This window comes from Rhizobium tibeticum, assembly GCF_900110205.1.
In the GTDB taxonomy this organism is placed as follows: domain Bacteria; phylum Pseudomonadota; class Alphaproteobacteria; order Rhizobiales; family Rhizobiaceae; genus Rhizobium; species Rhizobium tibeticum.
In genome coordinates this window covers 89,749-114,499 of sequence record NZ_FOCV01000014.1, presented here as the reverse complement: position 1 = coordinate 114,499, position 24,751 = coordinate 89,749, and the positions used below count along the sequence as shown (strand labels likewise).

Annotated in this window: 26 protein-coding genes; 14 read left to right on the top strand and 12 right to left on the bottom strand. The window is 61.0% G+C overall.

Annotated features, from left to right (window positions below; genetic code table 11):
- Positions 1–15: 15 nt before the first annotated feature.
- From BSG20_RS17095 to BSG20_RS17085, 3 genes are all read left to right on the top strand, one after another.
- Positions 16–1,347, top strand: coding sequence for an extensin-like domain-containing protein (locus BSG20_RS17095; RefSeq protein WP_072376819.1), 1,332 nt, complete (start codon positions 16–18; stop codon positions 1,345–1,347).
- A 390-nt stretch (positions 1,348–1,737) separates the two neighbouring features.
- Positions 1,738–2,664 (top strand): ABC transporter ATP-binding protein, encoded by a 927-nt coding sequence (locus BSG20_RS17090; protein WP_024312857.1) that lies wholly within the window; start codon positions 1,738–1,740, stop codon positions 2,662–2,664.
- Positions 2,661–3,422 carry an ABC transporter permease gene (locus tag BSG20_RS17085; RefSeq protein WP_072376821.1) on the top strand — a complete coding sequence of 254 codons (762 nt, stop codon included), beginning with the start codon at positions 2,661–2,663 and terminating at the stop codon, positions 3,420–3,422. The genes BSG20_RS17090 and BSG20_RS17085 overlap by 4 nt, the downstream gene beginning before the upstream one ends.
- A 30-nt stretch (positions 3,423–3,452) precedes the next feature.
- Here BSG20_RS17085 and BSG20_RS17080 read toward each other — a convergent pair whose 3' ends face one another.
- The 3 genes from BSG20_RS17080 to BSG20_RS17070 are packed head-to-tail and all read right to left on the bottom strand — an operon-like array spanning position 3,453 to position 5,167.
- The gene (locus tag BSG20_RS17080; protein WP_072376823.1) at positions 3,453–4,154 is read right to left on the bottom strand and encodes a TIGR02281 family clan AA aspartic protease; all 702 of its coding nucleotides are present in this window, start codon (positions 4,152–4,154) and stop codon (positions 3,453–3,455) included.
- Positions 4,151–4,366 carry a DUF1289 domain-containing protein gene (locus tag BSG20_RS17075; RefSeq protein ID WP_072376825.1) on the bottom strand — a complete coding sequence of 72 codons (216 nt, stop codon included), beginning with the start codon at positions 4,364–4,366 and terminating at the stop codon, positions 4,151–4,153. The genes BSG20_RS17080 and BSG20_RS17075 overlap by 4 nt, the downstream gene beginning before the upstream one ends.
- An 18-nt stretch (positions 4,367–4,384) precedes the next feature.
- Entirely contained in the window at positions 4,385–5,167 is a 783-nt protein-coding gene (locus BSG20_RS17070) for an adenosylcobinamide-GDP ribazoletransferase (RefSeq protein WP_072376985.1), read from the bottom strand.
- A gap of 140 nt (positions 5,168–5,307) precedes the next feature.
- Here BSG20_RS17070 and cobT point away from each other — a divergent pair, with 140 nt between their 5' ends.
- Together cobT and BSG20_RS17060 are read left to right on the top strand one after the other, a co-directional pair.
- Positions 5,308–6,324 (top strand): nicotinate-nucleotide--dimethylbenzimidazole phosphoribosyltransferase, encoded by a 1,017-nt coding sequence (gene cobT, locus BSG20_RS17065; protein ID WP_072376987.1) that lies wholly within the window; start codon positions 5,308–5,310, stop codon positions 6,322–6,324.
- Positions 6,325–6,443: 119 nt separating this feature from the next.
- Positions 6,444–6,824 (top strand): diacylglycerol kinase, encoded by a 381-nt coding sequence (locus BSG20_RS17060; protein WP_072376827.1) that lies wholly within the window; start codon positions 6,444–6,446, stop codon positions 6,822–6,824.
- A 381-nt stretch (positions 6,825–7,205) separates the two neighbouring features.
- Here BSG20_RS17060 and BSG20_RS17050 read toward each other — a convergent pair whose 3' ends face one another.
- On the bottom strand, positions 7,206–8,741 hold the full coding sequence (locus BSG20_RS17050) for a sensor histidine kinase (protein WP_072376831.1): 1,536 nt from the start codon (positions 8,739–8,741) through the stop codon (positions 7,206–7,208).
- A 106-nt stretch (positions 8,742–8,847) separates the two neighbouring features.
- Here BSG20_RS17050 and BSG20_RS17045 point away from each other — a divergent pair, with 106 nt between their 5' ends.
- The 3 genes from BSG20_RS17045 (at position 8,848) to BSG20_RS17035 (ending at position 10,584) form a co-directional block, all read left to right on the top strand.
- Entirely contained in the window at positions 8,848–9,384 is a 537-nt protein-coding gene (locus BSG20_RS17045) for a thermonuclease family protein (RefSeq protein ID WP_072376833.1), read from the top strand.
- The gene (locus BSG20_RS17040; protein WP_072376835.1) at positions 9,378–10,028 is read left to right on the top strand and encodes a uracil-DNA glycosylase family protein; all 651 of its coding nucleotides are present in this window, start codon (positions 9,378–9,380) and stop codon (positions 10,026–10,028) included. The genes BSG20_RS17045 and BSG20_RS17040 overlap by 7 nt, the downstream gene beginning before the upstream one ends.
- A 67-nt stretch (positions 10,029–10,095) precedes the next feature.
- A complete protein-coding gene (locus tag BSG20_RS17035; protein WP_024312846.1) occupies positions 10,096–10,584 on the top strand; it encodes an Lrp/AsnC family transcriptional regulator in 489 nt (162 codons plus the stop codon).
- A gap of 30 nt (positions 10,585–10,614) precedes the next feature.
- On the opposite strand, the gene BSG20_RS17030 is transcribed toward BSG20_RS17035, so the two are convergent.
- Entirely contained in the window at positions 10,615–11,613 is a 999-nt protein-coding gene (locus BSG20_RS17030; RefSeq protein WP_072376837.1) for an ABC transporter permease, read from the bottom strand.
- A 35-nt stretch (positions 11,614–11,648) separates the two neighbouring features.
- Positions 11,649–12,392, bottom strand: coding sequence for an ATP-binding cassette domain-containing protein (locus BSG20_RS17025; RefSeq protein WP_072376989.1), 744 nt, complete (start codon positions 12,390–12,392; stop codon positions 11,649–11,651).
- A 213-nt stretch (positions 12,393–12,605) separates the two neighbouring features.
- Here BSG20_RS17025 and BSG20_RS17020 point away from each other — a divergent pair, with 213 nt between their 5' ends.
- Both BSG20_RS17020 and BSG20_RS17015 read left to right on the top strand, forming a co-directional pair.
- The gene (locus BSG20_RS17020) at positions 12,606–13,586 is read left to right on the top strand and encodes an NAD-dependent epimerase/dehydratase family protein (protein WP_072376839.1); all 981 of its coding nucleotides are present in this window, start codon (positions 12,606–12,608) and stop codon (positions 13,584–13,586) included.
- Between the two features lie 46 nt (positions 13,587–13,632).
- Positions 13,633–14,622 carry a substrate-binding domain-containing protein gene (locus tag BSG20_RS17015; RefSeq protein ID WP_072376841.1) on the top strand — a complete coding sequence of 330 codons (990 nt, stop codon included), beginning with the start codon at positions 13,633–13,635 and terminating at the stop codon, positions 14,620–14,622.
- An 89-nt stretch (positions 14,623–14,711) separates the two neighbouring features.
- On the opposite strand, the gene BSG20_RS17010 is transcribed toward BSG20_RS17015, so the two are convergent.
- Together BSG20_RS17010 and BSG20_RS17005 are read right to left on the bottom strand one after the other, a co-directional pair.
- On the bottom strand, positions 14,712–15,392 hold the full coding sequence (locus BSG20_RS17010; protein ID WP_072376843.1) for a DNA alkylation repair protein: 681 nt from the start codon (positions 15,390–15,392) through the stop codon (positions 14,712–14,714).
- Positions 15,389–16,258, bottom strand: a complete 870-nt coding sequence (locus BSG20_RS17005; protein WP_072376845.1) for an NAD(P)-dependent oxidoreductase — start codon at positions 16,256–16,258, stop codon at positions 15,389–15,391. The genes BSG20_RS17010 and BSG20_RS17005 overlap by 4 nt, the downstream gene beginning before the upstream one ends.
- Before the next feature lie 251 nt (positions 16,259–16,509).
- On the opposite strand from BSG20_RS17005, the gene BSG20_RS17000 reads away from it, so the two are divergent.
- The 4 genes from BSG20_RS17000 to BSG20_RS16985 all read left to right on the top strand — a co-directional run bounded on the left by BSG20_RS17000 (position 16,510) and on the right by BSG20_RS16985 (position 20,440).
- Entirely contained in the window at positions 16,510–17,475 is a 966-nt protein-coding gene (locus BSG20_RS17000; protein WP_072376847.1) for an aliphatic sulfonate ABC transporter substrate-binding protein, read from the top strand.
- A 30-nt stretch (positions 17,476–17,505) separates the two neighbouring features.
- On the top strand, positions 17,506–18,681 hold the full coding sequence (gene ssuD / locus BSG20_RS16995) for an FMNH2-dependent alkanesulfonate monooxygenase (RefSeq protein ID WP_072376849.1): 1,176 nt from the start codon (positions 17,506–17,508) through the stop codon (positions 18,679–18,681).
- An 87-nt stretch (positions 18,682–18,768) separates the two neighbouring features.
- Positions 18,769–19,605, top strand: a complete 837-nt coding sequence (locus BSG20_RS16990) for an ABC transporter permease subunit (RefSeq protein WP_072376851.1) — start codon at positions 18,769–18,771, stop codon at positions 19,603–19,605.
- Positions 19,606–19,615: 10 nt separating this feature from the next.
- Positions 19,616–20,440, top strand: coding sequence for an ABC transporter ATP-binding protein (locus BSG20_RS16985; protein WP_072376853.1), 825 nt, complete (start codon positions 19,616–19,618; stop codon positions 20,438–20,440).
- Between the two features lie 33 nt (positions 20,441–20,473).
- Here the strand turns inward: BSG20_RS16985 and BSG20_RS16980 are convergent, their stop codons facing one another.
- The 4 genes from BSG20_RS16980 to BSG20_RS16965 form a co-directional block, all read right to left on the bottom strand.
- The gene (locus BSG20_RS16980; protein WP_072376855.1) at positions 20,474–21,226 is read right to left on the bottom strand and encodes an ABC transporter ATP-binding protein; all 753 of its coding nucleotides are present in this window, start codon (positions 21,224–21,226) and stop codon (positions 20,474–20,476) included.
- Entirely contained in the window at positions 21,220–22,287 is a 1,068-nt protein-coding gene (locus BSG20_RS16975; RefSeq protein WP_072376857.1) for a FecCD family ABC transporter permease, read from the bottom strand. Before BSG20_RS16975 ends, BSG20_RS16980 begins: the two co-directional genes overlap by 7 nt.
- Positions 22,287–23,423, bottom strand: coding sequence for an ABC transporter substrate-binding protein (locus BSG20_RS16970; protein WP_072376991.1), 1,137 nt, complete (start codon positions 23,421–23,423; stop codon positions 22,287–22,289). The genes BSG20_RS16975 and BSG20_RS16970 overlap by 1 nt, the downstream gene beginning before the upstream one ends.
- A 96-nt stretch (positions 23,424–23,519) precedes the next feature.
- On the bottom strand, positions 23,520–24,653 hold the full coding sequence (locus BSG20_RS16965) for an ABC transporter substrate-binding protein (protein WP_072376859.1): 1,134 nt from the start codon (positions 24,651–24,653) through the stop codon (positions 23,520–23,522).
- Between the last annotated feature and the right edge of the window lie 98 nt (positions 24,654–24,751).

Below are 24,751 nucleotides of genomic sequence, written 5' to 3'. Positions count from 1 at the left end.
GGAAGCGATGAGAGCATGGCGTTTGTTTCCATTCTTCGGCAATACGTGCTGCCAGTGCTGCTCTCGACGGCACTGGTAACATGTTCGACCGATGGCCTTATTCCACCCGGCGACGTAGACAATGGCACACGGGTGGGGTCGATCTCTCCGCCTGAGCGTCGCGCGCCTGCTGCGCGGATGCAGATGGCACCGAGTGAACAGGCCTATCCGGCAGCAAATGCGCCGGTCAGTGATGCTGCCGGATCCGTCGACTACCTCAACACGCCCAATCTTGCCGGAACGGGAAAACGCCGCGGCCAGAGCCAATCGCAAACGCTTCAAGCGCCTGCGCAGGCCGGGCGACTGCCGATGATCGATAGCGACGAGGCAATGGCGGGCGCACAGGGCGCGGCCGGCTCTCTTCGCAACCAGCCTTCGACCTGGGGCGGCACGCAGCAGCTCGCCGTGCCTGCCGGCGGCGTCAATATGGACGCTGAACTTGGAGCCGAACCCGTCGTCGGTCTTGCCGAGGAGCAACAGCAACAGATCGCCGAGGGCCAGTCCGATCAGCCCGTTGTCGATGGCATCGGTACCGACAATCCCACCCAGCTCAACGGCGCGCGGATCCCCGCGCCGGCTGCGCAGGCGCAGATGGGCAACGCGCCTGTATGGACTGATGGAAGGCCGGTGGTCGCGCCGGCGCGCGTGCCGGAAGAGAACGAGGAACAGCAGGTCGCCATGCTGCGACCCAACGACCCGACCGCGCCGATGATGAGTGAACCGGCCGCCCCCGCAGATCCGAGCGTGATGCCGGCCTCGGAGCTTGCTTGCCGTCGCGACTTGAAGCGGATGGGCGTCGTCTATTCCGAGAAGCCGCCGATCTCGAACGGGCCCGCCTGCCAGGTGCCGTATCCGATTTCCCTGCAGGGCCTTTCCGGCAATATCGGCGTCCGGCCAGCGGTGACACTGAATTGCCAGGTGACGCTCGCCTTCGCCAAATGGGTCAAGAACGAACTCGCGCCTTCCGCCCGCTTTCGCTACTGGTCCGGCATCAAGACCATTCAGCCTCTCGGCGGATATAGCTGCCGCCGCATGAACAACAGCCGACAGCGCTACAACCCGATGTCCGAGCATGCCCGCGGCAACGCAATCGATGTCGGCAAATTCGTCCTGAAGAGCGGTCACGCGATCGACGTGCGCAAGAAAGGGCTGTTCTCGTTCCGGGAGGGCCGGCTGTTGCAGGCCGTGCGCAGCGACAGTTGCAAGTATTTCAATACGGTGCTCGGACCCGGCAGCAATCCGGAGCACTGGAACCATTTCCACTTCGATCTCCGGGCACGCCAGAGCGGCAGAGTCTACTGCCATTGAAAAGGAAAGGCCGGCTCGAAAGCCGGCCCAAGGCGAACGCAGCGCGGACGGCGCCGCCCGGCTGGGTCAAGGCATGTGATGACTGGATACACTTCACTGCATGTCGAGGAAGCCAAGGGAGCGTAACGAGATCGCTCAGGCGGTTCTCCGCAAGGGGTGCGGCGGGACGGAGAGCGCTTGCTTGCCTCGCCGTCTTTATGGCTGAGAAATATCACCGGTTGATGACATCTTGCCGCTTTGGCGTTTTCCACAGGCGCGAATGGTCTTTTCTTCCAGACGCGTTTTCACGCGAGTGAATACTCTGTTCGTCTGTGCCGGGATGTCAAAACTACTCAAAGCGGATATATAGCGCCCCAGCAACTCCCGCCGCAGATGTCAGAAGAGCCCTTTATGGCCCCGATCATTTCCATCCGAAATCTCACCAAGACTTATGCCAACGGATTTCAAGCGCTCAAGGGTATCGACCTTGATGTCGAGCGGGGCGAGATTCTGGCCTTGCTCGGACCGAACGGCGCGGGCAAGACGACGATGATCTCGATTGTCTGTGGTATCGCCAATCCGAGTGGCGGCACAGTGACCGTTGACGGTCATGATGTGGTCAAGGATTTCCGGGCGACGCGCTCCTTGATCGGCCTCGTTCCCCAGGAGTTGACGACGGACCAGTTCGAGACGGTGTGGAATACGGTCAGCTTCTCGCGCGGGCTGCACGGCAAGCGATCCGATCCGGCGCATATCGAGAAGGTGCTCCGCGACCTTTCGCTGTGGGACAAAAAGGACAACATGCTGCGGCAACTGTCGGGCGGCATGAAGCGGCGCGTGCTCATCGCCAAGGCGCTGTCGCATGAGCCGGAAATCCTCTTCCTCGACGAGCCCACCGCGGGCGTCGATGTGACGCTGCGCAAGGACATGTGGCACGTCGTCGAAAAGCTGCGGCGCTCCGGAGTCACGATCATCCTGACCACGCACTACATCGAAGAGGCAGAAGAGATTGCCGATCGCGTCGGCGTCATCAACGGCGGGGAGCTCCTGCTGGTGGAAGACAAGACGGCACTGATGGCGAAGCTTGGCCGCAAGCAGCTCATTCTCGAATTGAACGAGCCACTGCAAGAGCTGCCGGACCGTTTTGCCGGCAACGGTCTTTCGCTCGCCGCAGACGGCAGCCGGCTGATCTACGATTTCGATGCCCAGAACGAGCAGGAGAGCGTCGCCACGCTACTGACGCGGCTCGGCGAGCACAATATTCACTTCAAGGATCTTTCGACGCAGCAGAGCTCGCTGGAAGACATCTTCGTGGCGCTCGTGGGAGGAGCGAAATGAACGTCGAAGCAATCAAATCCATCTACTTCTTCGAAATGGCGCGCACACGCCGGACGCTGTTGCAGAGCGTCGTTTCGCCTGTCATTTCGACATCGCTCTATTTCATCGTTTTCGGCGCGGCGATCGGATCGCGGATCCAAGAGGTGGAGGGCGTTTCCTACGGCGCCTTCATCACACCGGGGCTGATCATGCTGACGCTGCTTGGCCAATGTATCAGCAACGGATCCTTCGGGATCTACTTTCCGAAATTCACCGGCACGATCTACGAGGTATTGTCGGCGCCGGTGGCCATGAGCGAAATCCTGCTCGGTTATGTCGGCGCCGCGGCGACAAAGGGGCTGATGATCGGGGTGATCATCCTGTTGACGGCGAATATATTTGTGGATGTGAGGATCGAGCATCCGGTGATGATGGTCCTGTTCTTCCTGCTGACAGCGATCACCTTCAGCCTGTTCGGCTTCATGATCGGCATCTGGGCAACCAACTTCGAACAGCTGAACCTCATCCCCATGCTCGTCGTGCCACCGCTGACCTTCCTTGGTGGCAGCTTCTATTCGATCAGCATGCTGCCGCCGTTCTGGCAGGCGGTGAGCCACTTCAATCCGGCGCTCTATCTCGTCAGCGGCTTCCGCTGGAGCTTCTTCGGCATTGCCGACGTCAATCCGCTGGTGAGCCTCGGGATGATCTCGATCTTCCTGGCGGTTTGCCTGGGAACGCTGGGCTGGATCTTCAAGACGGGATACAGGCTGCGAAGTTAGCTGCTACCTGCGCGAGGTCCAAGGGCCCTCCTAGTCTCGCATCCGCAGCTCGTCTGTCTGGATCTGCAGAGATCCGAGGGTGGAGAGGAAGCTCATGCCGAGGAGGCTCTGGTCGAGCTTTCCGTCCTGCGCGACGCTGGCCGGAACGTTATGACGGATGATCGGGCCGATCGCGACCTCGGAGAGCGTCACACGGGCTGCGCGGGCGCGACCGTTGGCCGTCATGACGCTCATCGAATAATCGAGATTCTCGGGAATGATGCCGACCCGCTCCGCGTCCTCGCGGGATAGCGCGATCATGCTTGCACCCGTGTCGACCAGCATCGAAATGCTCTGGCCGTTGATCGTGACATAGGCCTCGTAGTGACCGTTCAGGAGCTTGTGAAGGATCACCTCTTCGCCGCCCTCGCTGGTGGTCACGACGACTGCGCGGCCCGGGACAAGGCCGGCGAGCAGGCGGTTGCCGATGCCAAGCACCTCCTGCCGATATAGATAGACGGTCGCAAGAGCGAGGATCAGCACAAGCCAGATCATCAAATTGCGCAGGGTCTCACTCGCGCTCGTGCGCCGTGCCCAGACGCCGGCAGCCAGCATCAGCGCGATCGGAAGCAGATAGACGACGCGGCCGAAATCGTCGGTCCTCATGCCGAAGATCCGGTTCGTGTCATCGCTGAATATGAGTACGGCGAGACCCAGGCCAAGGACCGCAAGGACGATCGTCAGACGGTTCATGCACGCTGCTCCGCTGTGGCCTGCATCATCGGCTGTGGCGGGATTGCCAGTCGGCTTGCGGCAAGCCGCGCGGGCAATATGGCTATCAGCTGTCGGCGTTCCTCGTCGCAGAAGGACATCCAACCGCCGATCTCGGGAAGCGTACGGCCGCAACCCATGCACAGGCCGGTTTCCGGATCGATGGAGCAGACATGGATGCAGGCTGTTTGCATACAATCTATATCGAGGTTTCACAAAGCCATGGCAAGGGCGCAGACGGCGGCGATTTCCGAAATCTGCTGGGCAGCGCCAAGCGTGTCGCCTGTATGCCCGGCGAGCTTGCGTCGGACGAACCGGGTAAAGGCCATGACCGACAAACCGCAGGCAAGAAGCGCGCAGACGAGGGGCAGGAGGCCGAGGCTCGGCCAGAGCAGCAGCGCCGACAAAAGGCAGCCGGAGGCAAGCGCCATATGCATCGTGCCATCGCTCGGCTGTCCTGCGGCGGCGGCCACGCCATCGGGTTTTGCCGATGGCAGCCGATGCCAGTGCCAAACAAGCGCGCCACGGCTGATGCAGGCTATCGCCGGCAGAGCGAGTGCTGCGGCCAAGGGCGGCGCTGCGCGTGCGACTGCGGCGAGTGCGCCTGCTCGAAGCGCAAACGACAGGATCAAGGCGATTGCGCCATAGGTGCCGATGCGGCTGTCCTTCATGATCGTGAGTGCATGCTCGCGGTCGCGCCCGCCGCCGAGCCCGTCGGCGCAGTCGGCCAGACCATCTTCGTGAAGCGCGCCTGTCAATGCCGCCTGTACGGCAAGCGCGACGAAAGCCGACAGCAGCCGGTCTGCATGCAGGCAGAGCATCACCAGGAAGACAAGCGCGGGCAGGAGCGCAATGACAATGCCTGCGGCCGGAAAGGCGCGGGAGGCCCTGTCAAGCTTGCCGTTGAAATCGACGAAAGCAGAAGGCGGCATCGGAATGCGGCTGAGAAAGGCAACGGCGCGAGCGACGTCGGCCGCATAGTTTCCAATGTTCATTGTGCAGCCCGACCCCGCGACCATATGCAGCGCTTTTGGAGTTGTTCGCCTCCGCGGCTGCCTTTAAGAGAGTGGCGACGAAAGAAGCTGATTTGCAGCGAAAAGACAAGTTAATCGACCAAGACAAGGAAACCGCATTCATGAGCGTCTCAGGCCTGCCATTCGATGATTTCCGGGCACTCCTGCGAGATCTGCCGGGGCCGGATGCCAGGGCACTTGCAGCCGCACGCGAACGCGATGCGCAGCTGACGAAGCCGCCCGGCGCGCTCGGGCGGCTCGAGGAAATTGCGTTCTGGCTTGCCGCTTGGACGGGCAAGGCGCCGGCGGTGAACCGGCCGTTGGTCGCGATCTTCGCCGGCAACCACGGCGTTACCAGGCAGGGCATCACGCCGTTTCCTCCTGCCGTGACGCAGCAGATGGTGGAGAATTTCGCGGCCGGCGGCGCGGCCATCAACCAGATCTGCGTGGCCTATGATCTCGGCCTGAAGGTATTCGATCTCGCTCTCGACTACCCGACCGGCGATATCACCGAGGAGCCCGCGTTGTCGGAGCGCGATTGCGCGGCGACCATGGCATTCGGCATGGAAGCGATCGCAGGCGGCACCGATCTTCTCTGCATCGGCGAGATGGGAATCGGAAACACCACGATCGCAGCGGCGATCAACTATGCGCTTTACGGCGGCAACGCGCGCGACTGGGTCGGACCGGGAACCGGCTCGGAAGGCGAGATGCTGGAGCGGAAGATTGCGGCTGTCGAAAAGGCGGTCGCGCTGCACAGCGATCACCTGGGCGATCCGCTGGAGATCATGCGCCGCCTCGGCGGCCGCGAAATCGCGGCGATGGCTGGAGCCATCCTTGCCGCGCGAGTAGAGCGGATCCCGGTATTGATCGACGGTTATGTCGCAACGGCGGCCGCCGCCATCCTGAAGGCCGCCAATCCTTCGGCCCTCGACCACTGCCTGATCGGCCACGTCTCCGGCGAGCCGGGTCATCTGCGGGCCATCGAGATGCTCGGCAAGACGCCGCTTCTGGCGCTCGGCATGCGGCTCGGCGAGGGGACGGGAGCTGCGCTGGCGGCCGGGATCGTCAAGGCAGCGGCGGCCTGCCATTCCGGCATGGCAACGTTCTCGCAGGCCGGCGTCAGCAACAAGCACTGAGCTTTCAGGTTTGTGACAGGTTGATGACGGAGTTCTTGCCGCGGGGGCCGTGAACCGGTATTCGCAATTTCTGACTGGTGGCGGCAACGGCCGCCATTGACGGACCACGAGGGCACTTGATGAAACCTGCCGTGACAAAACTCACTGGCATCAGCCACTTCCTTGCAGCAGCCGGCTATTCGATCGGCGGTTTCCGGCGGCTGATCAAGGAGGCTGCGTTCCGGCAGGAACTGTTGTTCTTCGCGGTTTCGCTGATCCTGCTGATCGCCGTCGGTGCGACACTCGCCGAGCTGATGATCGCCACTGTGTTGTTTCTCGCACTCTTCGCTGTCGAGGCGCTGAACACGGCGATCGAGGAAGTCATCGACAGGATTTCGCCCGAGATCTCGATGGTTGGAAAACACGCCAAGGATCTCGGATCTTTCGCCGTCGTCTGCATGATCGTCGCATGCGGCGTGTTCCTGGTGTTCACGATCGGGAAGCATCTGCTGTTCGGATGACGGGTCCGCAACTGCGCTCCTCGGCGGATGCATTCGGCAAATAGTGATGCTTTTGGCCGTAGGCGGCAGCCATCAGAAACCACGAGCGCGGTAGCTTCACCGCGGGCGTGGCCGCGCGTTTATTGCCCAGTTCGATCGCCTTGATACATCCGTTGGTCTGGTAGAGCCGGCTCGCAATGACGCGTTGAGACTGTCGCTGACCGACTGGCTGGATGCCCGAGACGGCATCGCGAGATGCTATCTTGCATGCTGCGCAAGGCCGCAGAACTCAGCGACCGCCAACCGAGCTCTCAAGAACTTGACCGATCCGGCTGGCATCGACAATGCCCCGCAGGACTTCACGGACGACGCTGATTTGAAGCGGATCATCGACTAGGACGGCTACGCGAAGCTCCGGCGCTTGCGGGAAACCACCGGCGTATCCTCGACGGCCGGGACGGTCTGCAGCACGCGCTTGGCGGGCAGGATCGCTATGACTTCGGTGCCTTCGCGCAGCTTCGACTTGAGGATGAACTGACCGTCGTGCTTGGCGAGGATCGCCTGAACAATCGGCAGACCGAGGCCGGTGCCCTGTTCTGCGCTCTTGATCGCGATCGAGCCCTGGCCGAAAGCCGACAGGACTACAGGGATCTCTTCTTCCGGAATTCCGGGACCGTTGTCCTTGATGGAGATGTACTGGCCGCCGCCTGCCGTCCAGCCGACCTTAACGTGGATTTCGCCGGCTTGTGGCGTGAACTTCACGGCGTTCGAAAGCAGGTTGAGGATGACCTGACGCAGCGCTTTCTCGTCTGCCCAGACGGCAGGCAATTCGGCCTCGAACTGCTGCGAGATGGTGATGTTCTTGCCGCGGGCGCGCAGTTGCACCATGCCGATGCAATCTTCCGATATGTTCAGCAGCGAGATTGCGTCCTCGCTGAGCTCGTATTTGCCAGCCTCGATGCGCGACAGGTCGAGGATCTCGTTAATGAGGTTCAGCAGATGCTCGCCAGAGCGATGGATGTCGTTGGTGTATTCCTTGTAGGTGGGGTTGTTGAGCGGCCCCATCACCTCGGCAGACATGACCTCCGAGAAGCCCAGGATGGCGTTAAGCGGTGTGCGCAATTCATGCGACATGGAAGCGAGGAAGCGGGACTTTGCCAGGTTCGCTTCCTCCGCCCGACGACGGGCTTCATCCGACATGGATTTTGCGACTTCCAGCTCGGCGATCAGATCGTCCTTCTCGGCCTGATATGCGAGGATCTTCAAGTTGGACTGGAAGAGCCGGTCGCTGATGTAGTTGAAAAGGATCACCGTCGTCGTGAAGATGGCCGTCAGGCTGATCTCAAGGATTTCGCGGGAGAGCCCGGCCTTGGCAACCAATCCGAGAACGACAGGTGCAAAGGTTATGAGGACCGACGGCGTCAGCATGAAGTTCGACATTGCCGTGACGGAGAGCGCAATGAGCAGCGTGGCACCTTTGTAGAGCAGGAAGCTCGAGGGCTCGCATGCGGTGCAGTCCTGTAGGGCGAACACCGCCCAGCAGCAGCCAACCATGAATTGCCCAAGCAAGAGAACGCGGCGCCATTTGCGCGCTGTTGTCGCGTTGATCTCGTGACCGCGGGCGCGTCGCGCGAGGAACACGTTTGCGGCATGGGCCGTCAGCGTTAGCAGCGCCCACAGAAAGATCTGCGTGTTTTCCGTGAAGTAGACGCCGAGAGCGGCAATAATGATGACGAAGAGCGGTACGATCGACGCGCCCTGGAGGACAGCATTGATGTACATCACGAGCACGTCGCGATCGAATGCGCCGCTTGCTGCGTGGCTCGACTGGAGGCGTTCCCGCGTCAGCCGAACAGCCTTCGACACAGGCTTGTTGCGGTGACTGCGTGACTTGTCGACGATGTTCTTATCGGCCGATGTGCTAACGCCTGTACTCATTGTGCACGTTGAAACTTGATCCGCGGGTGTCTACACCCTAGACCGCAATCCTTAAGATGATGTTAGGCATCTTTGCCAAGGATTTGTTTTTGAAGGAGGCGAAACCGTGACACGCGGTTTGCGGGTGATGCGCGACGGCGTGACGGCGCTGGCTCTGCTGGCGTTCCTGTGGCTGATTGCAGCCAAGCTGAACGACGGGGCCGAAACGGCTTATTCCGGCCAATTTCATGTGGCGGACGGCGACAGCCTGAACCTCGGCAAGGAGCGAATGCGGCTTTACGGCATCGATGCGCCGGAGCTCAGCCAGAGGTGCGAACGGGCAGGCAGGGCATGGGCATGCGGGCAGGAGGCGAAGCGGGCACTGCAGGTTCTTATCATGCCGGCAGATACGCAGTGCAGCGGGACGGAACGGGACCGGTTCGATCGTCTGCTTGTCGTCTGTCATTCCGGCGAAGTCGATCTTAACGCTGCAATGGTGCGCAGAGGCATGGCGGTATCCTATGGCGCCTATGGCGACGAGGAAGCGCTGGCGCGGGTGGAGAAAGCCGGACTCTGGGCAGGCACGTTCGAGATGCCACGCAGCGTGCGCGACCATGCGCCGCGTGCAGATGCTCGTGGCATCATGGGGTTGCTTGGATGGTGATGGGGAAAAACGCGCCGGACGAGTGGGTGCTGGATGCTCTTCGGCAGGAGATTGCAGCCTGCCGCATCTGTCGTGACGCGCCGCTTGGCGGGGCGGTCGCTCGTTTGCCGCATGAGCCGCGGCCAGTCGCCGTGATATCGTCGAAGGCGAGGATATTGATCGCGGGGCAGGCGCCTGGCCTCAGGGTTCACGAGACGGGCGTTCCGTTCAACGATGCATCCGGCGATCGCCTGCGCGACTGGCTGCAGGTCGATCGGGAGACGTTTTACGACCGCGATCGCTTCGCCATCGTGCCGATGGGCTTCTGTTTTCCTGGCTATGACGCCAAGGGTAGCGACCTGCCGCCGCGCCGCGAATGCGCACGACACTGGCAGAGCGGGACGATTTCGGCGATGCCGCAGATCGAACTTCTGTTGGCGGTCGGCCAATATGCGCAGGCCTGGCACATGGGCGCCGAGCGCCGTGAAAACATGACCGAGACAGTGCGGGCCTGGCGGGCGACGCTATCGCATCGGCGCTCACCGGCAATTTTGCCACTGCCACATCCGAGTTGGCGCAACACGGCCTGGATCAAGCGCAATCCGTGGTTCGAGGCGGAGCTGCTGCCAGTTTTGCGGGAACGCGTGAAACTCCTGACTGACTGAAACAAAATTCTTTTAAACTGCCGGAATCGCGCTATACAGAGAAAATAATTCGAAGGGGCTTTGCTGTATGGACCGTCTTGACCGCAAGATCCTGCGCCTTTTGCAGGAAGATTCGACTCTGGCCGTTGCCGATCTCGCCAAGAAGGTCGGGCTTTCCACGACACCCTGCTGGCGGCGCATCCAGAAGATGGAAGAGGATGGCGTCATCAAGCGCCGCGTCGCCATCCTTGATCCGGAAAAGGTCAACACCAAGGTCACGGTCTTCGTGTCGATCCGGACAGCAACGCACTCGATCGAGTGGCTGCGGCGTTTTTCGGAAGTCGTTGCCGATTTTCCCGAGGTGGTCGAGTTCTATCGCATGAGCGGCGACGTGGACTATTTGCTGCGCGTGGTCGTGCCGGATATTGCCGCCTATGACGCCTTCTACAAGCGGATGATCGCGAAGATCGAAATCCGCGACGTGTCTTCCACCTTCGCCATGGAGCAGATCAAGTATTCGACGCAGCTGCCGCTCGATTACATGATTCTCGACAACGCCAAATCGAACGAGGACTGAGGGGCACGCCGCTAGTCGCTGCGCCTTCTGCTACTCGCTTTGCCGCAGGTTTCTCAGCCGGTCGAAAAGAACCGCGAGAACGATCGCGCCGCCGATGAAGGTGCCCTGCCAGAAGGCGTTGATACCAAGCAAGCCAAGGCTGTTTCGGATGACTTCGATCAAGGCAGCGCCGACGATGGCACCGAAGGCGGTGCCGACGCCGCCGGCGAGATTGGCGCCGCCGATGACGGCTGCGGCAATCACCTGTAGTTCCATGCCCGCGCCGATGTTCGTGGTTACGGCGCCAAGCCAGCCGGTCTGGATGATGCCGGCAACACCGGCCGACAACGCCGAGATCATATAGATCGCGACCTTGATCTTCCTGACGGGCACGCCGGTCAGCGTCGCGGCGTGCTCGTTTCCACCGATGGCGAAGACGTAGCGACCAAATCGTGTCCAGCGCAGCACAAAACCGGTCAAAAGTGCCAGAACCGCCATGTATAGCACTGGGTTGGCGATGCCGAAGAGCCATGCGCCGCCGCCGAGCGCCAGCAGCTTGTCGTGATCCGGGCCAAACTGGAAGACGACGGTATTGTTCGAGGCCACCATCGCGAGGCTGCGGGCAATCGACAACATGCCGAGCGTGACGACAAAGGGCGGGAAACCGAGATAGGCGATCAGGATGCCATTGAACGCGCCGACCACAAGCGCTGTGCCAATCGAGGCTGCAATGCCCGTTCCGATGCCGTACCCGGCATGCATGGTAACCGCGAGCACCATGCTACAGAGGCAAAGGACGGAACCGACCGAGAGGTCGATGCCGCCCGTGATGATGACCAGCGTCATGCCGAGCGCGATGATCGCGATGAAGGTGACGTTGCGGGTGATGTTGTAAAGGTTGGCGGGCGTGGCGAAGGAGCTGGTCGCGAAGGACAGGAAGATACAGGCGAGAACGACGGCAACGAGAACCCAGAAGGTCTGGCTCGCGAATACGGATGCGAACCAGCTGCGTTGCTTCTGCGCTATCGTCTGATCGAGGGTTATTGCCATGGTCGACCTTCGCTTACGTTAGGACCGGGTACGCATCACACTTGTTCGATTGCGCCCGTTATGAGCCCTGTGACTTCCTCCGGCGAACTCGCCGCGATCGGCTTGTCGGCAACCTTGCGCCCGCGCCGCATGACGATCACACGGTCAGCAACCGAGAAGACATCAGGCATGCGGTGGCTGATCAGAATGACGGCGATGCCACGATCGCGTAGTTGGCGGATGAGGGCGAGAACCTCGGCAACCTGGCGCACGGAGATGGCGGCGGTGGGCTCGTCCATGAGCACCAGCTTTGCCTCCGCCAGCATGGTGCGGGCGATCGCGACCGCCTGGCGCTGGCCACCCGACATCTGCTTGACCAGGTCTCGCGGGCGCGTCTCCGATTTCAGTTCCCTGAAGATTTCGCCGGCGCGCCTGTACATCGTCTTGTAGTCGAGAATGCGCAGGGGCCCGAACCCGCGGCGGATTTCTCGGCCTAGGAACACGTTGGCGGCAGCCGTCAGATTGTTGCAGAGCGCCAGGTCCTGGTGGACGATCTCGATGCCCCGCTGCCTGGCTTCGACCGGCTTGTGCAGAATGAGGTCTTGACCATCAAGCTGCATCGTTCCGTGGCTTGGGCGGAAATTGCCGGCAATCATTTTCACAAGCGTCGACTTGCCGGCGCCGTTGTCGCCCATCAAGCCCACGACCTCTCCCGCCGCGAGCGAAAACGAAACGTCGTTGACCGCCTGTATGGCGCCGAAATGTTTTGAGATGTTGGCGAGCTCGAGAACTGCCACCAGACGTCTAGCCTCCCAAAGCCGCGACCCTGTTTCGAGCCGCGATTTCGCCCGCCAGTTTCCTCCCCGCGAGCGCTCTCGACATTTATCCAGAACCACGCGAATCCGTCAATCGGATGTCGCTAATTTGCGGTCCCCGCTACAATTATTCGTTTTGTAGTACAATTTCGTTGACGCGCAGAAGTGTCTGTATATTAGCTGTTGTTGGAGGAGATCATGCTGATCCTTGTCACCGGCGCAACGGGCAAGGTCGGGCAGCACTTCATCGGTGGGCTGCTCGACGATCCGCGATTTTCAAAGGCGCGCATTCGCGCGCTTTGTCATAATCGCTTGTGCCCAGAAACCGAGCGTGTCGAGGCGGTGCGCGGCTCGATCAGCGATCGCGAGGCGGTGAGGAATGCGCTCGCTGATGTCACGCATGTCGTGCATCTCGCGACGTGCAAGGAGACGCCAGACGACGTCATGGACGTCACCGTCAAGGGACTTTTCTGGCTTCTCGATGGCTTCAGAACGAGCGCCACTGCGCGCCAATTCATTCTCATCGGCGGCGATGCCGGGATCGGGCACTTCTTCTATCGCCATGAAGCGCCAATCACTGAAGCGACGCCGCATCAGGCCTATCCCGGCTGCTATGCGCTGTCGAAGGTGCTGGAAGAGGTGATGCTGGTGCAGTTCCAAATCCAGTACGGCATCAATGGCTGCTGCCTGCGTGCGCCCTGGATCATGGAGAAGGACGACTTCAAGTTCACATTGTCGTTCGGCGACGACGTTTTCGGCGGACCGGACTGGAATGCGCTCGTGCCGCGGGCTGACGCGGAACGCTATGCGCGGGAGCACGCGGTTCCGCTGTTGCGTGATGCTGACGGCAGGCCCTTGAAGCGCAATTTCGTTCACGTGGACGACCTCGTCTCCGCGATCCTTGCCGCGCTCGACAATCCGCGCGCCAAAGGTCAGCTGTTCAACATTTGCATGGACCGACCCGTCGACTACGGTGAGGTTGCCGCCTACCTTGCACGGACGCGCGGGCTCGGCTCGGTCGACATACCGAGCCAGTTCCATTCGAACTGGATGGACAACAGCAAGGCGAAGTACCTGCTTGGATGGCGGCCCGTCTACGATCCGGAAATGCTTATCGACTCGGCCTGGGGGTATGTGCGTTCGGAGGAGGATCCTCGCATCGTCTGGTATCCGGGTTGATCATGTGGCGGGCGATGGCGTCCGCCATTTTCAATGGGAGGTAACTATGAGGAAGGCATTATTGCTTACAGCCGCGGTGCTGGCGCTGACCGCCGGACAGGCCCTGGCGGCCAAGAAACAGTTGGTCATCGTCGTGAAGGGCCTCGACAACCCGTTCTTCGAGGCGATTAACCAAGGTTGCCAGAAGTGGAACAAGGAAAATCCGGACTCCGAATATGAATGCTTCTACACCGGTCCTGCATCGACCTCCGATGAAGCCGGCGAGGCGCAAATCGTTCAGGATGTATTGGGCAAAGCGGAAACGGCGGCCATCGCCATTTCACCGTCGAATGCCAAACTGATCGCACAGACGCTGAAAACGGCAAACCCTAAAGTGCCTGTCATGACGCTCGACGCCGACCTTGCGGCAGAAGACTCAGCACTGCGCAAGACGTATCTCGGCACCGACAATTATCTGATGGGCGCACGCATCGGCGAATACATCAAGAAAGCAAAGCCGAAGGGCGGCAAGATCTGCACGATCGAAGGTAATCCTGGCGCCGACAATATCCTTCGCCGCGCTCAGGGGATGCGTGACACCCTGACCGGCCAGAAAGGCCTGGCCGAGCTGAAAGGCGAGGGCGGGTGGACGGAAGTTGCCGGTTGCCCGGTCTTCACGAACGACAACGGCGCCACGGGGGTGCAGGCGATGACCGATATTCTCGCCGCCAACCCCGACCTCGATGCCTTCGGCATCATGGGCGGCTGGCCGCTGTTCGGCGCGCCGCAGCCCTATCGCGACCTGTTCAAGCCGATGGCTGAGAAGATTAGCAAGAACGAGTTCGTCATCGGTGCGGCCGACACGATCGGCGATGAAGTCGCCATCGCCAAGGAAGGCCTCGTGACGGCACTTGTCGGCCAGCGGCCATTCGAGATGGGCTACAAGGCACCATCGGTGATGATGGATCTGATCGCCGGCAAGCCGGTCGAGGATCCTGTTTTCACCGGCCTCGATGAGTGCACGAAGGATACGGTCGATACCTGCATCCAGAAATAGTTGGCAGGAGGGACAGTGGGTGGGCGAAGATCGTCCGCCCGCTGCTCTTTGACGGACGAATGCGGCGATCACTGTGCCGCCGATGTCCGCTACAGCCTAGCGACGACCTTCTCGCTGGTCAGTTCCCGGACTGCATCCTTGCCGATCCAGCGGGCTGTCCGGTCGTCCGACGCGGCAAGGCGCTCGGCAAGTGCCAGCGCACGACGATGACAGCGGAGGTTGCGTTTGCCGATGTTTCTCAGCGCCCAGTTCACCGCCTTGCGCACGAAATTGCGCGGGTCGGCAGCATGTGCCGCTATGAGCGGAAGCCATGCCAGCAACGTCTCGTCCGGCTCTTGCTTCAAATGAACGGCAGCGCCTGCTATCATCGCGAAGGCGGTTCGCCGAACAAACTCCCGATCATCAGCTGCGAATTCGGGGACGAGTGCCTCGATGCGGGCCTCGACGCAAAGATCGGCCGCGCAATCGACTATTTCCCACGAGTCGAAATTATCGGCCCAGGTTCGCGCGATATCTGGTGTGAGCTTCTCCGGTTCCGCCGTATAGAGTGCGAGTAGACGCGCCTCGCGGACGTTGCTCTGCCAAAGCTCGAGGGCACTGGCGTGGTTTCGCTTCGCTGCTCTGGCGATCTTTTGGAGGTCTGGATTGGAGATTCCGAGCGCCGTCTCGGTGACGATACCGAAACGGGCCATACCTGCGATATTTTCCTCCGAGCGCAACGCCTGCAGATGCGCAATGAGCTCCGCGGCGCTGGAGGAAGGGCCGATCATTTCTCGAGTCGAGCCAACAGCGAGGACGTATCCCATCTGTTGCCGCCCATGGCCTGTACGTCGCCGTAAAACTGGTCGACAAGGGCGGTGACCGGCAGCTTCGCGCCGTTGCGGCGCGCTTCGTTGAGGACGATCCCGAGATCCTTGCGCATCCAATCGATGGCGAAGCCGAAGTCGTACTTGCCTGCGTTCATCGTCTTGTGCCTGTTCTCCATCTGCCAAGAGCCGGCGGCACCCTTGGAGATAACCTCGACAACCTTCTCGATGTCGAGGCCGGCGCGCTTGCCGAAATGAATGCCTTCCGCGAGCCCCTGGACGAGACCGGCGATGCAGATCTGGTTGATCATCTTGGTTAGCTGACCGGCACCGGCCGGTCCCATGAGGCCGGCCATTCGGGCGTAAGCATCGATCACCGGCTTCGCCTTCTCGAACGTGGCTTCATCGCCGCCGCACATGACCGTCAGAATGCCGTTTTCGGCGCCTGCCTGCCCGCCGGAGACGGGGGCGTCGATAAAGCCACAGCCCTTGTCTTTCGCCGCGGCATAAAGCTCGCGGGCGACTTCTGCGCTCGCGGTCGTATTGTCGATCAGGATCGCACCCGGCTTCATCGTCTCGAGAGCGCCGTTCTCACCCATTGTCACTGCGCGGAGATCATCGTCATTGCCCACACAGGTAAAGACGAAATCCGCATCCCTTGCGGCTTCCGCGGGCGTGGGGGCCGACTTGCCGCCGAATTTCTCCGCCCAAGCGGCGGCCTTTCCTGCGGTCCGGTTATAGACCGTGACGTCATGGCCGCCTTTCACCTTGAGGTGGCCGGCCATGGGAAACCCCATCACGCCGAGACCGATGAATGCGACTTTTGCCATGTGCCTATCCTTTCGCGATTGCAGGGCACGAGGATTAGCCGAAAGTACCGCGCGCGAAAAGCCGCCCGGGGCAGCAAGTGACCTCGCACGGGAAAAATTTTCTCCGAAAGCAGCGAATACTGGTCCGGATAATCCCGCAAGCGCACAAAGATAATAAATATAAATGTCGATCGAGTTTATAGAGTTTATCAGAATTGGAGTATCGCAACATTGGAGCGGTGAGACCTGCCGACTTCCAAGGAGGAACAACTGTGATTTCACGACGTCAAACACTGGGGCTTTTCGGCGCGGCTGCGGCCACGGCATTATTGCCGGGCATCCAAGGCGCGCGTGCGGCAGCGTCTGAGTTCCGCATCGGCTGGCAGAAGAACGGGGTACTCGCTTTGGCCAAGCGGCGCGGCGCGCTGGAAAAGCGCCTTGCCGACAGAGGCATCACCGTCAGCTGGTCGGAATTCACCTCCGGTCCGCCGCTTTTGGAGGCGCTCGGCGCAGGTGCGCTCGATTTCGGTGCAACGGGCGACGTGCCGCCGCTTTTCGCCCAGGCGTCCGGTGGCCACCTCTACTATGTGGGACTGTATCGGGGCAGTTCCGCAGGCTCGGCAATCCTTGTCCGAAAAGATTCGCCGATCCAGACGCTGGAAGACCTCAAGGGCAAGAAAGTCGCCTTCAAGCGCGGTTCGAGCGCCCACAATGTAACGGTCAAGGCTTTGCGCAAGGCTGGCCTGACGCCGGAAGATATCGAGGGTCTGGATCTCAGCCCGCCGGACGCGGCCGCTGCTTTCAAGAACGGCAGCATCGATGCATGGTCGATCTGGGATCCGTATCTGGCCATTGCTCAGGCCGATCCCGAAACGCGGGTTCTGACGACGGCTGAGGGCATTGTCGACTCCTACAGCTTCTTCCTTGCAAATGCCGAGTTCACCGATGCGAACGGACAGGTGATCGTCGACGTGCTTGATGAACTTGCGCAGGTCGGCCGGTCCGCACAGAGCAATCTCGAAGCGACAGTCAAGGAGCTCTCCGAAATCACCGGCGTGCCGCCGGAGGTAACGCGCGTGACGCTGACGCGTGCCGGCGCCGATCTCGGCAGCGTATCCGGCATTACGGACGCCGCTGCGGCCTACCAGCAGGCGCTGGCCGATGAGTTCTACAAGCTCGGCATCGTCCCGAAGCAGCTGAAGACCGGCAATATCGTCTGGCGTGCGAAGGCAAGCTGATTTCAATTCCGACTAGAAGGCATCAGATCCATGACCGGCAAACACGATCCTATCAATTTTCTCTGGTTCATCCCGACCTCGGGGGATGGCGCCTATCTTGGCTCGAACGAACAGACGCGTGCTCCAGAGATCGGCTATCTCACGCAGATTGCCCAGGCAGCCGATCGTCTGGGCTATTCTGGTGTATTGCTGCCGACGGGCGTGGCTTGCGAAGAATCCTTCGTAACCGCCGCAGCACTTGCCGCCAAGACCGAGAAGCTGCAGTTCCTGGTGGCAATCCGTCCTGGCACGGCCTCGCCGGCATATTACGCCCGTCTAACGACGACGCTCGATCGTATTTCGAACGGGCGCCTGCTGCTCAACATCGTCGTCGGCGGCAGTCCGGCAGAACTTGCCGGCGACGGCATTCATCTCGCGCATGACGAGCGCTATGCCCATGCCGATGAATTCTTCACCGTTTTTGAAGAGCTGCTTGAAAAAGGTACCGCGAGCTACGACGGCAAGTACATCAAGGCGACCAATGCGCGCCTTGGCTTCCCCTCCGTCCAGAACCCGCGTCCTCCGCTCTATTTCGGTGGTTCGTCGGACGCCGGCATCGATTTCTCGGTCGGTCGCGTCGACAAGTACCTGACCTGGGGCGAGCCACCGGCGCAGGTTGCCGAAAAGATTCAAAAGGTGCGCGCCGCTGCCGCGCAAAAGGGGCGTGAGGTCAGCTTCGGCATTCGCCTGCATTTCATCGTCCGCGAAACGGACGAGGAGGCATGGGCAGCGGCCGATCGCCTGATCTCGAAACTCGACGATGAGACGATCCGCGAGGCGCAGGAGCGCTTCGTCAAGGAATCCGATTCTGTCGGCCAGAAGCGCATGGCGGCATTGCACGGCGGTCGCCGGGAAAAGCTGGAGGTCTCGCCGAACCTGTGGGCCGGTGTCGGCCTCGTGCGCGCTGGGGCAGGGACGGCACTGGTCGGCTCGCCGAAGACAGTGGCCGCGCGCCTGCGCGAATATCAGGATGTCGGTATCGATACCGTCATCGGATCCGGCTATCCGCATCTCGAGGAGGCCTACCGCGTTGCCGAGCTGCTGTTTCCCGAACTCGGGATCACGCGCCAAGAGCAGCGACACGGCTTCCAGACCGATTTCGGCAAGCATCAGGTCTTCGGCGGCGGCAGCCATGGCGGAAACCTGAAAGTGGTCTCCGGCTCCTGATCCGCCAATTGGCGCCGCCCCGCTGTCGGGCGGCGCTTTTTCATTGGGGAACGCACGGTAGAGTACGCAGAAGCGAGGAAAATCTTCATGTCGACTTTCGATACGCCGATCGGGCGGACGCTGACCGAGCGCGCTGCACGCAAGAGAAGCCTCCGTGTCTCGCTTCCGGGGCGCGATAAGGTGTTTCCCTTCCTCGTGCCCGCGGCAATCATTGCCGCCTGGCAGCTGGCCTCGTCAGTCGGCTGGATCTCCTCCCGCATCATGCCATCACCTGTCGACGTCGCCGCGGCCTTCTGGGCGACGACCGTCACCGGGCAGCTTCCCCATGATATTCTGGTCAGCGCCGCTCGCGCCTTTGCGGGATTGCTGGTCGGCGGCTCGATCGGTTTTCTCATTGGCATCGCCAACGGCGTCTCGAAAGTCTCGGAGCAGCTGACGGATACGACACTGCAGATGCTGCGCACGATCCCGCATCTCGCCATGATCCCGCTCGTCATCCTCTGGTTTGGGATCGGCGAAGAATCGAAGTTATTCCTGACCTCTCTCGGCGTGCTTTTTCCGGTCTATCTCAACACCTATCACGGCGTTCGCAACGTCGACCGCGATCTGATCGAGATGGGCGGGATCTATGGGATGGGAAGCTGGACCTTGTTCCGGAAAGTGATCTTCCCCGGCGCGCTGCCGTCGATCTTCGTTGGCCTGCGCTATGCGCTCGGCATCATGTGGCTGACCTTGATCGTGTCTGAATCGATCGCGGCTTCATCAGGCATCGGTCACATGGCGAACAACGCCCGCGAATTCATGATGACCGACGTGGTCGTGCTCGCCCTGGTGATCTACGCCGTTCTCGGCAAGCTTGCCGATGTCGTTGCCCGTGCCCTGGAGCGCCGGGCGCTCAAATGGAACCCGGTTTACCAAAAGTAGGAGAGGCGCCATGACCATCATCGCGCATGAGCGTTTTCAAGGGGCTGCGGATGAAATTGAATACGAGACAGATCGTGCGACACCGGTCGGCACCGGTGCTGCGGCAATCACGCTGAAGGGACTTGAGAAACGCTTCGGCAGCAACCGCGTGCTGCGCGGTATCAACCTCCACATTCCGGCTGGCCAGTTCGTCGCCGTCATCGGCAAGAGCGGTTGCGGCAAGAGTACGCTGCTGCGGATCCTGATGGGGCTCGACGAGCCGACGAGCGGCGAACTGCATTTCGAAAACCCCGATGGTCCGGATGCCGAAGCGAACGCCCGGATCGTGTTTCAGGAGCCTCGATTGCTCCCCTGGCTGAGCGTCGCCGATAATGTGGCGATCGGGCTCGGTGACGGGATCGACAAGCGGGTCGCCGCCGCTGAGGTCGAGGCGGTACTCGGTGAGGTACAGCTTGCCGAGAAGGTGAAGGAATGGCCGGCTCGTCTTTCAGGCGGCCAACGGCAGCGTGTCGCGCTGGCGCGGGCACTTGTGAGCAAGCCCGGCGTCCTGGCGCTGGACGAACCGATGGGCGCACTCGACGCCCTGACGCGGATCAGCATGCAGGAACTGCTCAATCGCGTATGGCGAGAGCTCCGCTTTACCGCGGTGCTGGTCACGCATGATGTCAGCGAGGCGGTGCATCTTGCCGATCGTGTGATCGTCCTGGACGAGGGGCGCGTTGCGCTTGACCTGGCGATCCCCTATCCGCACCCGCGCCGCCACGGCAACCCAAAGCTTGCCGAACTCGAAGGGCGACTGCTCGCGGCGATCCTGGGGACGGAAACCTCTCACTGAACTGAACCGTTCGTGATGTCCGACCGGCCAATCTCAGATCGCGCCGTCGACGATCACCATCGGTGTGCCCTGCGAGCAGCGCTCGATGCGGGCGTTGATCTTGTAGATGTCGCGAAGCATGGCGTCTGTGATGACGTGCGACGTCGGCCCGCTCGCCGCCATCATGCCACTGGCAATGACGATCGTGTTCTCACAATAGCGCAACGCGTGATTGAGGTCGTGGAGCGCGATCAGCACGATCATTCCATTGCGGCGGGCAAGGTCGGCGATAAAGCTTAACACTTCGACCTGCCTGTGCAGGTCGAGCGCAGAGGTCGGCTCATCCATCAGCAGCACTTCAGGCTTGCGGACCAATGCCTGCGCGAGGGACACGAGCTGACGCTGACCTCCGGACAGTTCGCCAAGGCCGCGGAAGGCGAGGTTTTCGATACGAAGGGCCCTCAGGATCTCATCGATGCCATCAAGCTCGTCGTCGGCGACCCGCCAGCCGCTGCCTTGCTTGGCCGACAGAAGGATCGATTCAAACACGGTCAGTACGGCATTGGCACCCGTATCCTGCGGCATGTAGCAGATCGTTCGCGATCCGCGATCGGTGTCGGAAAGCTCGACCAGTCCAGGACCTTTCACCAAGCAAGCAATCCGCTTGAACAGCGTCGACTTGCCGGCCGCGTTGGGGCCGATGATGGCGGTGACGCTGCCACCTTTCAGATCGTCGATGCTCACGTTTGATAGAACGGTCATGCGCCCGTAGGCGGCGCCGACATCTGCGAGGGCCAGCGCTACCATGCGCGCCTCCTGTTGCTGAAGATGAGAATGAAGAAGAAGGGTACGCCGACGAGTGCCGTGATGACGCCAATCGGCAGGATCGCCCCTGGGATCAGGATCTTGCTGACGACCGATGTCACCGACAGGAGAAGTGCGCCACAGATGACCGAGCCCGGCAGGAAGAAGCGCTGATCTTCGCCGACAACCATGCGGGCGATATGCGGGCCGACGAGCCCAACGAAGCCGATCGTACCGACGAACGACACCGGGATGGCGGCCAGAAGGCTGACGATCATCATCGTTTGCAGACGCAGCCTGCGGACGTTGATGCCGAGACTGGCGGCCTTGTCGTCCCCGAGCCGCAGGGCGGTCAGCGCCCAGGCCTGTCGCATGAAGAGCGGCACGGTGACAACAAGCACCGCGGCAGTGAAATAGACCTTCGCCCAAGTGGCCTTGGTCAGGCTGCCCATCGTCCAGAAAACGACGGCGGCCAGCGCCTGTTCGGAGGCGAGGTATTCCAGCAGCGACAGTGCGGCATTGAAGGTGAAGACGAGGGCAATGCCGAGGAGCACGATCGTTTCGACGCTCACGCCGCGCATGGTCGAGGCGAAGTGGATGAAGAGCGCGGCCGCCATCGCCATCAGGAATGCATTCAGCGGCACCATGTATTCGATCGCGCCCGGAAAGATCGCAACGCCGCCGACAAGTGCCAGAGCGGCGCCGAAGCTCGCGGCGGCGGAAATACCGAGCGTGAAGGGGCTTGCCAGCGGGTTTGAAAGTATCGTCTGCATCTGCGCACCCGCCACGGAAAGCGAGGCACCGACGGTGACCGCCATCAAGGCAATCGGCATGCGGATATCCCAGATGATGACCCGAAGCTGGTTGGCAGCTGCGGCGGGGTCAAAGAGCGCCGACAATACGTCCGAAAGCGCATAGTTGGCAGGCCCGAGCGCCATATCGGCCGAGATGCTGAAACAGAGCGCCGCGGTGAGCGCGACAAGGATGAGGATACGGCGAAACGCAAGGGCGCGATATTGCTCGCGCCCCGTCGTCTTAGCCTGGACCTGACTGAATGAGGCCATCAGTTGGAGCCTTTTTCAAAAGAGACGAAATAGCCCGGCTTGTACGTCACCGGCAGGAACTTCCTGTGGAATTCCGCGAAGTTGGCTTCGGGATCGAGATCGGCGAAGAGTTCCGGGTGAAACCACTTGGCGAATTGCTGAATCGGGAAAAACTCGTAGGGCGCGCCATAGAACTGATGCCAGACGGCATGCACGTTGCCGCTCTTCACAGCCTTCAATTCAGGAAATGGCGTGCGTGTCATGAGATGTGCCAGCTTCTCGCGCGCCAGCGTCATATCCGCGCCGCGCCCAGCGGGCACGAACTGGTTGATGTCGGATTCGGCTGCCCAGTTTGATCCGGTAACGATGACATGCTCCGGATCCGAGATGACGAGTTGTTCGGAATTGAGATCGCCGAACGTTGTCTTGATGACGTCGGCAGCAACATTGTGGCCGCCAGCCTGTTCGACCATGGCGCCGAAGTTGACCGGGCCGAAGGTGCGGCAACACGTGTTTTCGCCGGAAATGCCGGGCGCGCGTTCGATGAAGACGCTTGGCCGCTTGAGATCCTCGACGGTCGCAAGTCTGTCCGTCACCCGCGCAATCTCGGCGCGGCGATAGGCGATAAACTCCTTGGCCCGCTCTTGCGCGCCGAAGAGCTTGCCGAGAAGCTCGATCGAAGCCTCGCTGTTTTTGTCCGGATCAATTCGGAAATCGAGATAGACGACCTTGATGCCCGCGGCGGCCGCCTTCTCCTCGAAACCGCTTTCCTTTGCGGACTTTTCCGATTCGAGATTGAGCGTGATGACATCCGGCGACAACGAGATCGCTGTTTCGAGGCTGAAATCGCCCTGGGGCACATAGCCGAAACGCGGCAGTTTCTCGATCTGCGGGAAACGTTCGGCGTAGGCCTTGTAACTGTCGGGGTCCTTCTTGATGAGATCGTCGCGCCAACCGACGATGGTGTCGAAGGTCTGCTCACCCTTGAGCGCCGCGATCACATGGATCTGACGCGCCTCGCCAACGATGACGCGCTTGGCGGGCAGGTCGAGCTCGACCGTGCGGCCGGTGACATCGGTGATTTCCGCTGACAGGACGGGGGTGGTCAGGAGCACCAGCGAAAGGGCGGCAACGTGCCGGAGTGTCATGAACCGCATGGAGACCTCTATTTGAAGTAAAAACGAATCGAGCCGCACGTTTGCGGCTCGCCCTGCGATGCGCCGACTGACCTTTCGGGTCATGCCGGCTGCGTCTTACCGGTCGTCCTTCAACGAAACGAAGTAACCCGGCTTGTACTCCAGCGGCAGGAAGCGGGCGTGCAACTCCTTGAAGGTTGCCTCGGGGTCAAGATCCGCGAAGAGATCCGGATGCAGCCACTTTGCAATCTCCTGGATTGCCACGAACTGGTAGGGGTTGTTGTAGAACTGGTGCCAGATGGCGTGAACGTTCTTGTCTTCGACGGCCTTGACGCCGGTAAAGGCAGGGCGCTGGGTCAAGGCCTCGAGCTTGCGGTGCGCTTCCTTGAGGTCCGAGCCATAGCCGACGCCGACCCAGGCGCCGCCTGGCACATACTTGTCCCAGTTGCCGCCGGTGATGATGATCTGGTCTGGATTGGAGGCGATGATCTGCTCCGGATTGACGGTGCCGAAGGTGCCCGGAATGATGTCCTTGGCCATGTTCTTGCCGCCTGAAATCTCGACCATCTTGCCGAAGTTCTCGTCGCCGAAGGACATGCAGCAATCGTCGGAATAGCCGCCGGCGCGCTCCACGAAGACGACCGGCTTGGCCGGGTTGTTCTTTTCCAGAACGTCGGTCACCCGCTTGATGCTATCGGCGCGGAACCTGATGAAGTCCTCGGCGACAGCCTCCTTGCCCATCAATTGACCCATGATGCGCATGCTCGGATCGGTGTTCTCCATCGGCTTCTCGCGGAAATCCACATAGACCAGCGGGATGCCGACCTTGGCGAGCTTCTCGATATAGCCGGCTTCTTCGGTTGCTGTCTTGGCGTCGACGTTCATGAGGATGACATCGGGCTTGAGGGCCACGGCCTGCTCGATATCGAAGGTACCGTCCTTCATGCCGCCGAAGGTCGGAAGCTTGGCGATGTCGGGATACTTCGTGAGATAGGCCTGGTAGGATTCAGGGTCGGCCTTGGGCAGGTCGTCGCGCCAGCCGACGACGTGCTGGAAGGCTGCTTCCTTGTCGAGGGCGGCCAGGAAGTAGATCTGCCGTCCTTCGCCGAGAATCATGTGATTGACGGGAGCGTTCACTTCGACGCTACGGCCGGTGACATCCTTGACCGTGACCTTGTCGGCCAGGGCCGGCAGGACCATGGAGACGAGAAGACCCATTGCAAGCGCTGCTGTTTTGCCTGTAAGTCGCATCGAAAAGTATACCCCCGTGGAAAACTTTTCGTCGTCTATTATTTTCTGACTTAAACAGTCAAGTTATATCTATTAGAACGATTTCAAACTGAAATAGC

Excerpts from the sequence above, each read along its gene's own strand:
- BSG20_RS17060 (WP_072376827.1), top strand. The coding sequence starts at position 6,444 with ATGAAACCTGCCGTGACAAAACTCACTGGCATCAGCCACTTCCTTGCA.
- BSG20_RS16980 (WP_072376855.1), bottom strand. The coding sequence starts at position 21,226 with ATGGTAGCGCTGGCCCTCGCAGATGTCGGCGCCGCCTACGGGCGCATG.
- BSG20_RS17075 (WP_072376825.1), bottom strand. The coding sequence starts at position 4,366 with ATGCAAACAGCCTGCATCCATGTCTGCTCCATCGATCCGGAAACCGGC.
- ssuD (WP_072376849.1), top strand. The coding sequence starts at position 17,506 with ATGACCGGCAAACACGATCCTATCAATTTTCTCTGGTTCATCCCGACC.
- BSG20_RS17015 (WP_072376841.1), top strand. The coding sequence starts at position 13,633 with ATGAGGAAGGCATTATTGCTTACAGCCGCGGTGCTGGCGCTGACCGCC.
- BSG20_RS16970 (WP_072376991.1), bottom strand. The coding sequence starts at position 23,423 with ATGCGGTTCATGACACTCCGGCACGTTGCCGCCCTTTCGCTGGTGCTC.
- BSG20_RS17005 (WP_072376845.1), bottom strand. The coding sequence starts at position 16,258 with ATGGCAAAAGTCGCATTCATCGGTCTCGGCGTGATGGGGTTTCCCATG.
- BSG20_RS17040 (WP_072376835.1), top strand. The coding sequence starts at position 9,378 with ATGGTGATGGGGAAAAACGCGCCGGACGAGTGGGTGCTGGATGCTCTT.
- BSG20_RS17080 (WP_072376823.1), bottom strand. The coding sequence starts at position 4,154 with ATGAACCGTCTGACGATCGTCCTTGCGGTCCTTGGCCTGGGTCTCGCC.
- cobT (WP_072376987.1), top strand. The coding sequence starts at position 5,308 with ATGAGCGTCTCAGGCCTGCCATTCGATGATTTCCGGGCACTCCTGCGA.
- BSG20_RS17035 (WP_024312846.1), top strand. The coding sequence starts at position 10,096 with ATGGACCGTCTTGACCGCAAGATCCTGCGCCTTTTGCAGGAAGATTCG.
- BSG20_RS17010 (WP_072376843.1), bottom strand. The coding sequence starts at position 15,392 with ATGATCGGCCCTTCCTCCAGCGCCGCGGAGCTCATTGCGCATCTGCAG.
- BSG20_RS16965 (WP_072376859.1), bottom strand. The coding sequence starts at position 24,653 with ATGCGACTTACAGGCAAAACAGCAGCGCTTGCAATGGGTCTTCTCGTC.
- BSG20_RS17050 (WP_072376831.1), bottom strand. The coding sequence starts at position 8,741 with ATGAGTACAGGCGTTAGCACATCGGCCGATAAGAACATCGTCGACAAG.
- BSG20_RS17090 (WP_024312857.1), top strand. The coding sequence starts at position 1,738 with ATGGCCCCGATCATTTCCATCCGAAATCTCACCAAGACTTATGCCAAC.
- BSG20_RS16975 (WP_072376857.1), bottom strand. The coding sequence starts at position 22,287 with ATGGCCTCATTCAGTCAGGTCCAGGCTAAGACGACGGGGCGCGAGCAA.
- BSG20_RS17020 (WP_072376839.1), top strand. The coding sequence starts at position 12,606 with ATGCTGATCCTTGTCACCGGCGCAACGGGCAAGGTCGGGCAGCACTTC.
- BSG20_RS16985 (WP_072376853.1), top strand. The coding sequence starts at position 19,616 with ATGACCATCATCGCGCATGAGCGTTTTCAAGGGGCTGCGGATGAAATT.
- BSG20_RS17085 (WP_072376821.1), top strand. The coding sequence starts at position 2,661 with ATGAACGTCGAAGCAATCAAATCCATCTACTTCTTCGAAATGGCGCGC.
- BSG20_RS17095 (WP_072376819.1), top strand. The coding sequence starts at position 16 with ATGGCGTTTGTTTCCATTCTTCGGCAATACGTGCTGCCAGTGCTGCTC.
- BSG20_RS16990 (WP_072376851.1), top strand. The coding sequence starts at position 18,769 with ATGTCGACTTTCGATACGCCGATCGGGCGGACGCTGACCGAGCGCGCT.
- BSG20_RS17030 (WP_072376837.1), bottom strand. The coding sequence starts at position 11,613 with ATGGCAATAACCCTCGATCAGACGATAGCGCAGAAGCAACGCAGCTGG.
- BSG20_RS17070 (WP_072376985.1), bottom strand. The coding sequence starts at position 5,167 with ATGAACATTGGAAACTATGCGGCCGACGTCGCTCGCGCCGTTGCCTTT.